The sequence below is a fragment of the Chromobacterium piscinae genome, assembly GCF_021129175.1.
Classification (GTDB): domain Bacteria; phylum Pseudomonadota; class Gammaproteobacteria; order Burkholderiales; family Chromobacteriaceae; genus Chromobacterium; species Chromobacterium piscinae.
In genome coordinates, this window is sequence record NZ_JAJOHV010000024.1 from 23,955 (window position 1) to 34,860 (window position 10,906).

Annotated in this window: 8 protein-coding genes; 3 read left to right on the top strand and 5 right to left on the bottom strand. The window is 65.9% G+C overall.

The genetic code is table 11. The features are described from left to right. Positions 1-44 precede the first annotated feature (44 nt). The 5 genes from LQR33_RS08560 to LQR33_RS08580 form a co-directional block, all read right to left on the bottom strand. Complete coding sequence (locus LQR33_RS08560; RefSeq protein WP_166438540.1) at positions 45-3,101, bottom strand: efflux RND transporter permease subunit; 3,057 nt, start codon at positions 3,099-3,101, stop codon at positions 45-47. A 9-nt stretch (positions 3,102-3,110) separates the two neighbouring features. After that, positions 3,111-4,217: an efflux RND transporter periplasmic adaptor subunit gene (locus LQR33_RS08565; RefSeq protein ID WP_231468359.1), complete on the bottom strand. Its 1,107-nt coding sequence runs from the start codon at positions 4,215-4,217 to the stop codon at positions 3,111-3,113. An 81-nt stretch (positions 4,218-4,298) separates the two neighbouring features. Then, entirely contained in the window at positions 4,299-5,816 is a 1,518-nt protein-coding gene (locus tag LQR33_RS08570; RefSeq protein WP_231468361.1) for an efflux transporter outer membrane subunit, read from the bottom strand. A 231-nt stretch (positions 5,817-6,047) separates the two neighbouring features. Continuing rightward, positions 6,048-6,821, bottom strand: coding sequence for a glycine betaine ABC transporter substrate-binding protein (locus LQR33_RS08575; RefSeq protein WP_231468362.1), 774 nt, complete (start codon positions 6,819-6,821; stop codon positions 6,048-6,050). A gap of 117 nt (positions 6,822-6,938) precedes the next feature. After that, the gene (locus tag LQR33_RS08580; RefSeq protein WP_231468364.1) at positions 6,939-7,952 is read right to left on the bottom strand and encodes a zinc-binding alcohol dehydrogenase family protein; all 1,014 of its coding nucleotides are present in this window, start codon (positions 7,950-7,952) and stop codon (positions 6,939-6,941) included. Positions 7,953-8,078: 126 nt separating this feature from the next. On the opposite strand from LQR33_RS08580, the gene LQR33_RS08585 reads away from it, so the two are divergent. The 3 genes from LQR33_RS08585 to folK form a co-directional block, all read left to right on the top strand. Then, positions 8,079-9,008: a LysR family transcriptional regulator gene (locus LQR33_RS08585; protein WP_231179091.1), complete on the top strand. Its 930-nt coding sequence runs from the start codon at positions 8,079-8,081 to the stop codon at positions 9,006-9,008. 116 nt (positions 9,009-9,124) lie between these two features. Further along, on the top strand, positions 9,125-10,477 hold the full coding sequence (gene pcnB / locus LQR33_RS08590) for a polynucleotide adenylyltransferase PcnB (RefSeq protein WP_231468367.1): 1,353 nt from the start codon (positions 9,125-9,127) through the stop codon (positions 10,475-10,477). After that, on the top strand, positions 10,474-10,906 hold a 433-nt coding region (gene folK / locus LQR33_RS08595; RefSeq protein ID WP_231468369.1), incomplete at its 3' end, for a 2-amino-4-hydroxy-6-hydroxymethyldihydropteridine diphosphokinase. The genes pcnB and folK, both read left to right, overlap by 4 nt.

The window sequence follows — 10,906 nt, forward strand, 5'->3', positions numbered from 1 at the left end:
AGGCGGCCGTGGCCGCCTGTCGGATCATAGCCCAGGACGAGGGCTTAGTGCTGAGCGGCTTCTTCCAGCGCCGGCTGAGCCTTCTCCTCGCGGCGCGAGGCGATGAACATATACATCGCCGGCACCACGAACAGCGTGAACAGCGTGCCGATGGACAGGCCGGTGAAGATCACCAGGCCCATCGCGTAGCGGCCGGCCGCGCCGGCGCCGGAGGCGATCACCAGCGGGATCACGCCGAACACCATCGCCGCCGTGGTCATCAGGATGGGGCGCAGCCGGATGGACGCCGCCTCCTCGATCGCCTCGCGCTTGGACAGGCCGGTCTTGCGCAGCTCGTTGGCCACTTCGACGATCAGTATCCCGTGCTTGCTGATCAGGCCCATCAGCGTCACCAAGCCCACCTCGGTGTAGATGTTGAGCGAGGAGAGGCCCAGGAAGATGAAGATCATCGCGCCGAACAGCGCCAGCGGCACCGACACCAGAATCACCACCGGATCGCGGAAGCTTTCGAACAACGCCGATAGCGCCAGGAACACGATGATCACCGCGAACAGCATGGTCACCAGGAAGCCGCCGGACTCCTGCATGAACTGGCGGGATTGACCGGAGTAGTCGACCGAATAGCCGGTCGGCGCCACTTGCTGCACTGTGTCGCGCAGAAATTGCAGCACCTCCCCCTGGGACGCGCCGGACACGCCGGAGATGGTCACCGAGTTGAGCTGTTGGAAGCGGGTGATGGACTGCGGCACCACGTCGTACTTCAACGTGGCGACGGTGCCGACCGGGATCACGCCGTTGTTCGGCGTCTTGATGTAGTAATCCAGCAGTTGCGAGGGGTTGAGCCGATCGACCTGCTGCACTTGCGGAATCACCTTGTAGGAGCGGCCGTCGATCGAGAAATAGTTGACGTAGCCCCCGCCCAGCGCCGCGCTCAGCGCGTTGCCGACATCCTGCTGGCTCAGGCCCAGCGCGGTGATCTTGTCGCGATCCATCATCACCGTGGCCTGCGGCTTGTCGATCTTCAGGTCCGAATCCAGGAAGTAGAACTTGCCGGAGGCGCGAGCTTTGTCCATCACTTGCTGCGCTACCTGGTTCAGGTTCTCGAACGGTTCGGTGGTATTGATTACGAACTGCACCGGCAGGCCGGAGGCACCCGGCAGCGAGGGGAATTGGAATGCCGCCACGCGCGCGCCGGCGATCTTGTTCCAGCGTGCCTGCAGGTCCATCTGGATCTCATGCGCGCTGCGCGTGCGCTGGTCCCAAGATTTGAGCAGCACGCCGCCTATGCCGGCATTGATGGATGGCACGCCGGTGATTTGGAACATCTGTTGGTATTCAGGCGTTGCCTTAGCCACCTGGAATACCTGGTTGGCGTAGGTCTGCATCTGTTCAGAGGTTGCCGTCGGCGCGCCCACCACCTGGGACAGCACGATGCCCTGGTCCTCTTCCGGCGCCAGTTCGGACTTAGACATCTTGAACATCACCGCCAGCAGCGCGATCAGGATGGCGCCCATCACGATCAGCACCGGCCAGGTTCCCAGCAGGCTGTGCAGGATGCGGCGGTAGCCGAGGCGCACGCGCTCGAAGGCGCGGTCGATGGCGTGGACGAAGGGGCTGTTGTCCATGTCGGCGTTGAAGAAGCGCGAGCACATCATCGGCGACAGCGTCAGCGCCACCACGCCGGACACCGTGACTGATGCCGCCAGCGTGAAGGCGAACTCGGTGAACAGCGCGCCGGTCAGACCGCCCTGGAAGCCGATCGGCACGTACACCGCCACCAGCACCACCGTCATGGCCAGAATGGGGCCGCCCAGCTCGCGGGCGGCGATGATGGAGGCTTCGAACGGCGTCTTGCCCTCGCGCATATGGCGGTCGACGTTCTCCACCACGATGATGGCGTCGTCCACCACCAGGCCGATGGCCAGCACTAGCGCCAGCAGCGTCAGCAGGTTGATCGAGTAGCCCAGCATCAGCATGATGAAGAAGGTGCCGATCAGCGACAGCGGCATCGCGATCACCGGCACCACCACCGCGCGGAAGCTCCCCAGGAACAGGAAGATCACCACGGTCACGATCACCAGCGCTTCCAGCAGCGTCTTCACCACCTCATGGATGGAGGTGTTGATGAAGTCGGTGGAGTCGTAGACGATCTGGCCGGTCAGGCCGGTGGGCAATTGCTGCTGGACGGCGGGGAAGGCCTTGCGCACCCGCGCCGCCACGTCGAGGATGTTGGCTTCCGGCGCCACCTTGATGCCGATGAATACCGAGCGCACGCCGCTGAAGGCGACGTTGAAGTCGTAGTTTTCCGAGCCCAGCGTCACTGTGGCCACATCCTCCAGGCGTACGATGGCGTCGCCGTTGCGCTTGATCGCCAGCTGCTTGAATTCGGCGACCGAGTGCAAGTCGGTGTCCGCGGTCAGCGGGATGGTCACCATCTGGCCCTTGCTGGAGCCCGGCGCGCTCAGCGCGTTGTTGCTGGCCAGCGCGACGCTGACGTCGGCCGCGGTGACGCCGTAGGCCGCCATCTTGGCCGAATCCAGCCAGGCGCGCAGCGCGAACTGGCGCGCGCCCAGGATTTCGGCGGTTTGCACTCCGGGCACCGAGTCCAGCTTGGGTTTGACCACGCGCACCAGGTAATCGGTGACGTTGTTGGTCGGCAGCGTGTCGCTGTAGAAACCCATGTACATCGCGTCGGTGGTCTGGCCGGTCTGCACTGTCAGCACCGGCTGCTGCGCCTGGGCCGGCAGCTGGTTCTTGACCGAGTTGACCTGGGTGTTGATCTGGGTCAGCGCGCGGTTGGCGTCGTAGTTCAGCCGCAGCGTGGCGGTGATGGTGGAGACGCCGTTGCTGCTGGAGGACGACAGATAATCGATGCCCTGGGCCTGGGCGATCGCCGACTCCAGCGGCTGGGTGATGAAGCCGGCCACGGTCTTGGCGTCGGCGCCGTAGTAGGTGGTGGAAATCGTCACCACCGCGTTCTGCGTCTGCGGGTACTGGTTGATCGGCAGGCCGAACAGCGAGCGCAGGCCGAGCACGACGATCAGCAGGCTGATCGTCGTGGCCAGCACCGGCCGCTTGATGAAGATGTCGGTAAAGTTCATGGCGCGGCCTTAGTGTTCTTGCGGCGTCGGGTTCGGATTATCCGACGGGCGCACCGAGTTGTTGACCGTGATCGGCGTGCCGGTCTTCAGCTTCAGCTGGCCGCTGGTCACCACTTCCTGGCCGTCCTTCAGGCCGCCGGTGATCGCTACCTGATCGCCGCGCGTGTCGCCGGTGGTGACGAAGACCTGCTGCGCCTCGAGGCCGTTCTTGCCCTTCTGGACGATGAATACGGTCGAGCCGTACGGGTTGTAGGTGATCGCGGTCTGCGGCAGCGTCAGGCGGCTTTGCTTGCTGCCCACGTCCACGGTGGCGTTGCCGAACATGCCGGGCAGCAGCTGGCGTTTCGGATTGGCGATGGTGGCCTGGATTTGGACGTTGCGGGTGGCCGGGTCGATCTTGGGGCTGATCGCGTTGATCCGGCCGTGGAACTGCTGGGCGCCGAAGGCGTCGCTCTTCACCTTGACCGGCTGGCCCGGACGGATCTGGGCGATCTGGCGTTGCGGCAGGTAGAAATCGATGTAGACCGGATCGATGGTTTGCAGCGTGACGATCTTGTCGCCCGGGTTCAGGTATTGGCCGGGATTGATCGGGGTGATGCCGACGCGGCCGGCGAACGGCGCGCGTATCGTCTTCTTGGCTACCAGCGCCTCCTGCTGCGCCACCTGGGCCTTCTTGCTCTTCAGGTCGGCCTCGTCGGCATCAACCTGGGCCTGGCTGACGCCCTGCACCGCCAGCTGCGCGCGGTCGCGCTTCAGCGTGGTGGCCGCCAGCTCGGCCGCGGCCTGCAGCGCGCGCAGCTGGGCGACGTCGGAATCGGCGTTCAGCTGCACCAGCACCTCGCCGGCTTTCACGTCTTCGCCGGACTTGAAGTGCAGGCTGCGCACCTGGCCGGCCACTTCGCTGCTGACGTCCACGCCGTGCACGGCGGACAGCGTGCCCACCGAGCCCAGCTGCGGCTGCCATTCCTGCATTTTGGCCACCGCGGTGGACACTGTCTGCGGCCCCGGCTTGGGCGAGCTGGCGATCAGCTTCTGGATGTGGAGGAAAAAGCCCACGCCCAGCGCCACCACCAGCGCCAGCACGCAGCCCAGCATGATCAACATTCGCTTGGTCATGATTCGTCTTCTCTTTGATTTAATGGCGATTCGTATTGGCCGGCCCGCCGCTCGCGGCGGGCGATGCGTGTGTTCTGTCGGTCAGTCGGCGGCCGCCGGCTGCTTCCACCAGCCGCCGCCCAGCGCCACGAACAGCGCCGCGGTGTCGCTATAGCGGGCGGCCTGGGCCTGGATCAGGCCGATTTTTGCCTGCTGGTAGCTGCGTTCGGCGTCCAGCAGGGCCAGGTAGCTGATGCCGCCCAGCTTGTATTGCCGGGTATGCACCTCCAGCGACTCGCGCGCCTGGGACTCGGCGTCGGCCTGGGCCTTCAGCGCCATGGCGTCGGCCTCCACCGCGCGCAGGCTGTCGGCGACATTCTGGAAGCCCTTCAGCACGGTCGCCCGGTACTGCGCCTCCGCCTGCCGATAGGCCGCCTCGGCCGCGCGGCGCTTGGCGCTGAGCGCGCCGCCGTTGAACAGCGGCTGCAGCAGCCCGCCGGTTACGTTCCACAAGGTGTTGCCGACGTCCATGCTCGGCAATACCGTGTGCTGGGTGCCGTAGCTGCCGTTGAGGGTGATCTGCGGGTACTGGTTCGCCGTGGCGACGCCGACATTGGCGCTGGCCTGGTGCAGCAGCGCTTCGCTGGCGCGGATGTCCGGGCGTTGGCGGGCGAGGTCGGACGGCAGCGACACCGGCAGTTCGTCCGGCAGCTTCAGCGATTCCAGCCGGAACTCCGGCAGGCCGCCTTCGCCGGGGAAGCGGCCCACCAGCGTCGCCAGCAGGTTGCGGGTTTGCGCCAGCGCCTTTTCCAGCGGCGGCAGCTGGGCGCGGGTCTGCGCCACCAGCGTGCCCTGGCTCAGCGACGCGGAGCGGGCCTGGGCGCCGAGCGCCACCTGCTTGTCGACGATGGCCAATTGGGCTTCTTGCGCCTTCAGCAATTCCCGCGTGGACTGTAATTGGCCGCGCAGCGAAGCTTCCTGAACCGCGGCGGTGACGACGTTGGCGACCAGCGTCTGGTAGGTGGCCTCGGTTTGGAAGCGCTGGTAGTCGGCCGCCGCCATCAGGCCTTCCAGCTGGCGCCGGGAGCCGCCGAACAGGTCAAGCGTGTACGACACGTTGACGGTGGCGCTGTAGACGTTGAATTCGCTGGGATTGGTGCCGGTCAGGATCGCGCGCTGCCGGCCGCCGCCCAACTGGGCGTTGACATTGGGGAACAGCAGGCTGCCCGAGGCGGCGTTGTAGTTCTCGCGGGTCTGGACCAGCGCCGCCTGAGCGGCTTCCAGCGTGGGGTTGTGCTCCAGCGCGGCGCGGATCAGCTGGTCTAGTTCCGGCGAGCGGAACAGCGTCCACCATTGCGCGGGCAGTTCGCCGCCGTTGAGCAGCCGTTGGCTGGCGCCGGCGGGGCCGGCTTGTTCGGCGCTGGCGGTGGCTGTCGGCAGCGGCGACTCAGAATAGCCGCGCTTGGCGGCATCCGGAAGGATGGGGGATTTGAAATCTGGGCCGACCGCGCAGCCGGCCTGGGACAGAACCAGGGCAAGCAGCGCGAGGCGGCGCCAGGGGTGCCTGCCAACGGCGGCTTGCCGCCGACGGGCGGATGGAGGATTGGATCTGGAATACACAGCGTGCTCCTGAATGTGCAGGAATGCCGCGCGGCCATCATTCGGATCTGCGGCCTTCCCCGATTTCTTTCCTTGCGAGGGCTCTCTTGGGCGGAGCAAGGGAATGAAGTCCGTATGCTCTCTGGATTTTGCCCATATGTCTACTGGGTTGATGATGTGGTTTTATGAATGTCGTCTTGTTGAACATGACTGTCGCTCCCATTTGACCCAACGGCCGCGATGAACTGAGGGTTAGACGGATGACAGCCATTGCCGCGCGGCGGCGGCCGGCACCATGCCTTCGCGGCTGATCAGATGATCCAGCCAAGCGACGGTCCGGTTGCCCAGCCGCAGCGCGCGCAAGTCGTCTACGGCCGCTGGCGGCAGGCGGGCCAGCGCGGCCTTGCGAATGAGCAGCGTCGCCTGGTCTTGGCCGCGCAACAGGTTTTCCGGATCGGCCAGTTCGCGGATGCGGTGGCGCCAGTGCAGGAATTGCGGCTGCCACAGCGGCACTACCGTCCAGTCGCGCCGCGCGACGGCTTGCTCGAACGCGGAGACGCAGTCCTCCAGGCTGCCGTTTTCGAAATGGTAGCCATCCTCGCCCAGCCGGTAGCGGGAGATGATTTCGCGGGAGAAGCGGCTGATGCCGGCGCCGGGATTGATGCCCTGTATTTTCTTGATCATCCGCGCCGAGACTTCCGGCTTTTTCAGGTCGGCGATTTCGGCCACCGCTTCCGCCGGCACATAGTCGGGCACGCCCCACAGCGCGTAGGGGGAATACAGCGCGGCCAGTTTTTCGATTTGGTTCTCGATGGGCGCGAGATAGGCGCCGTGGCTGCCGGGCAGCCAGGCGCTGCACAACATGTCGCCTTGGCCGGCAGCCAGCAGTTCGAATGCGCGCTCGTGCGGCGCGCGGCGTTCTTCGACCTCCACGCCGTGCCGCTCCAGAACGGCGGCCACCGCCGCGGCGCTGGCGGCATGGAAGGACAGGTCTATCGTGATCAGGGTGAGGCGGGGCGCATTCATGTTGTAGGGCCGGAAAGGCCGCTTGTAGGGCCGGAAAGGCCGCGCGTCGGCGGCCGGGTTGGGAAAGGTGCGCCAGTCTCGGCCTGCCCGCGGCGGGCCGCTCTCGGCGCGACGGGGTCAGAAACCGCTGAGCACGATCTTGCCTTTGGCGGTATTGCTTTCCAGCAGCGCGTGGGCGCGCTTGAGGTTGGCGGCGTTGATCGCGCCGAAGCGCTCGGAGACCGTGCTCTTGACGATGCCGGCGTCCACCAACCGCGCCAGCTCGGTCAGCAGCTTGTGCTGTTCGATCTGATCGTCGGTATCGAACATCGATCGGGTGTACATGAATTCCCAGTGCAGCGAGAGGCTCTTGCGCTTCAGCTGGGCAATGTCCAGCGCGGCCGGGTCGTCGATCAGCGCGAGCTTGCCTTGCGGCGCCAGCGATTCGACGATTTCGCTGAAGTGCTGGTCGGTCTGGTTCAGGCTGGCCACGTAGTCGACCTGATCGACGCCGATGCGCTTGAGCTCCCGGCTCAGCGGCTGGCGGTGGTCGATCACGTGATGCGCGCCTAGTTCTTTGACCCAGGCCTGGGTTTCCAGCCGCGAGGCGGTGCCGATGACGGTGAGGCCGGTCAGCTGGCGCGCCAGCTGGACCAGGATGGAGCCGACGCCGCCCGCCGCGCCGACCACCAACAGCTTCTCGCCGGATGGCTGCTGGTTGGCCGGCACCTGCAGGCGGTCGAACAGCAATTCCCAGGCGGTGATGGCGGTCAGCGGCAGCGCGGCGGCGGTTTCGAAGTCCAGGCTGTCCGGCATGTGGCCGACGATGCGCTCGTCCACCGCGTGCAGCTCGCTGTTGGCGCCGGGCCGTTGCAGCGCGCCGGCGTACCAGACGCGGTCTCCCGGCTGGAACAAGCTGGTCTTAGCCCCGACGGCCTTCACCACGCCAGCGGCGTCCCAGCCCAGCACGCGGGCTTGGCCGGCTTCCGGCGCCATATTGGCGCGTACTTTGACATCCACCGGGTTGACGGAGATGGCTTTCACTTCCACCAGCAGGTCATGCTCGCCGATGGCCGGTTCAGGCAACTGCACGTCCTGCAGCGCTTCTGGGTGGGAGATGGGCAGGCTTTGGTAGTAGGCGACGGCTTTCATTCTGGCTTCCTTTCGTTTGTTCGATCCGGGCGGCGCAGGGTCCGCCTTCGTGATGCCTCGCATGGTATTGCGGTTTGATTTCAAGAAAATCCGGCTAATATATGAATCAGTTTCAAAAAAATTTTGATGAAAATGGTTCGAGTAGACGATTTACAGGTATTCATCCGCGCGGCGGACAACGGCAGCCTGTCGGCGGCGGCGCGGCAGCTGGATTTGAGCCCGGCGGTGGCCAGCGCCGCCTTGAAGCGGCTGGAACAGGCGCTGGGCGCGCAGCTGCTGGCGCGCTCCACCCGCAGCCTGAGGCTGACGCTGGCCGGGGAGCGCTATTTGGAACACGCCCGCGGCGCGCTGGACGCGCTGCAGGCGGGCAGGCTGGCGCTGGAGCATGACCGGCGCGAACTATCCGGCAGCCTGTCGCTGTCGATGCCGTCGGACCTGGGGCGCAACCTGCTTAGGCCCTGGCTGGACGATTTTTTGCGATCGCACCCCGGCTTGAGCCTGCAGTTGCGGATCAGCGACCGCGTGGCCGATCTCTATCGCCAGCCGGTGGACGTGGCGCTGCGCTATGGCGTGCCCGAGGATTCCAGCCTGGTGGCGTTGCCGCTGATGCCGGACAACCGCCGCGTGCTGTGCGCGTCGCCGGACTATCTGGTCCGCCATGGCGCGCCGGAGACGCCGCAGGATTTGCGCGGCCACCAGTGCCTGAGGATGGTGTTGGGAACGGCGGTGCATGAGCGCTGGAGCTTCGAGCGCGATGGCCAGCGGCAGACGGTGGCGGTGGGGGGGCGCTGGCTCAGCGATGATGGGGAAGTCGTGCGGCGCTGGGCGTTGGATGGTTGCGGCATCGCCTACAAATCCAGGCTGGACGTGCTGGCCGATCTGCGCGCCGGGCGGCTGGCGCGCTTGCTGCCCGGCTATGAGACCGAGGCGACGCCCCTGTGCCTGGTGACCCCGCACCGCTTGATGCTGTCGCCGGCGGTGGCGGCGCTGCGCGCGCATCTGCAACATTGCCTAGAACGGTATCTGGCGGAGCCAGGCGCGGGCGGTGCCGATTGAAACAAGTTTCTTGGGGAGGGAAGGGCCATGTGTATTTTCCGCGGGGATTCGGGCTATAATCGCGACCTTGAATCTCTAACCTTGCGAATCCAGCATTCCAAGCCACTATCTTCCAAATGATCCGCAAGCTCATCCGTAAAGTTCTGGAATTGCCCATGGGCAAGCGCCGCGGCAAGCCGCGCGTCTATCCGTTGCCGCAACACGGCGTTCGCCGCGATCAGCTCAGCCACGCCGCGCTGCGCGTGACCTCCCGTCTGCAGGAGGCCGGCTTCTCCGCCTTCGTGGTGGGCGGCGCCGTGCGCGACCTGATGCTGGACGTATCGCCCAAAGATTTCGACGTGGCCACCAACGCCACGCCGGAGCAGGTGCACCATCTGTTCCGCCGCTCCCGCATCATCGGCCGCCGTTTCCGCATCGTCCACGTGATGATGGGCCCGGAAACCATAGAGGTGACCACCTTCCGCGGCGGCAGCGTCGACGACACCAATGAAACCGGCCGCATCATGGCCGACAACAGCTTCGGCAGCCAGGAAGAGGACGCCCACCGCCGCGACTTCACCGTCAACGCGCTGTTCTACGACCCGTCCAACGAAACCGTCATCGACTACCACAACGGCGTCAGGGATTTGCACGCCAAGAAGCTGGTGATGATAGGCCAGCCAGCCCGCCGCTATCAGGAAGACCCGGTGCGCATGCTGCGCGCGGTGCGCCTGGCGGCCAAGCTGGGCTTCGAGATCGACGAGGACACCAAGAAGCCGATCCGTTCCCACGCCCATCTGTTGAAGAAGGAGCCGCCGGCCCGCTTGTTCGATGAATTGCTCAAGCTGCTGATGTCCGGCCACGCCTACGCCTGCCTGAAAAAGCTGCGCGAAGAAGGCCTGGCCCGTGGCGTGTTCCCGCTGCTGGACGCGGTGATGGACGACAAGGGCGGCGAAGACGCCTTCCTGAAGCTGAGTCTGGACAGCACCGACGCCCGCCTGCGCGCCGACAAGCCGATTTCCGTAGGATTCCTGTTGGCCACCTTGTTGTGGCGCCAGGTGGCCCAGGGCTGGCAGCGCCGCTGCGAGGCCGGCGAGAAGACCCTGCCGGCGTTGCTGGACGCCATTTCCGATGTGGAAAACGAACAGGACAATGATTTCGCCATTCCGCGCCGCTTCAGTGTGACTATGCGCGAAATCTGGACGCTGCAGGCGCGCTTCGACAGCCGCACCGGCGGCCGTCCGTACCGTTTCCTCGAGCAGCCCCGCTTCCGCGCCGCCTATGACTTCCTGGCGCTGCGCAGCGAGGCCGGCGAAGTGCCGAGCGCCCTGGTCGAGTGGTGGGAGCGCTTCCAGCGCGCCGACGGCGATGAGTGCGAGCGCCTGATCGCCGAGGCGAAAGAGGGCGGCGCCGAGGAGCCGGCCAAGAAGCGCCGCCGCAGGCGCAGCGGCCGCCGCAAGCCCGAGGGCGCGGGGGAGAGCGCCGAGTGACGCTGGCCTACGTGGCTCTGGGCAGCAACCTGGAGCAGCCGGAACAGCAGGTCAGGGCCGCTCTCGCGGCCCTTGGCCATTTGGCCGGGACCGAGATGGTCCGCCATTCCTCGCTGTACCGCACCGCGCCGGTCGGTTACGCCGACCAGCCCGATTTCATCAACGCGGTGGCCTTGCTGGACACCGCGCTTCCGCCCCATCGGCTGCTGGACGAATTGTTGGCGCTGGAGCAACGCTTCGGCCGCGAACGCAGCTTCCGCAACGCGCCAAGGGTGCTGGATCTTGACTTGTTGTATTACGATGGCGTCTTTCTCGAGGATGAGCGGCTGATCCTGCCTCATCCCCGGATGCATGAGCGCGCCTTCGTGATGGCGCCTCTGGCCGAGATCGCCGGCGGATCGACGCTGCCGGGCGTCGGCGACGTGGCCG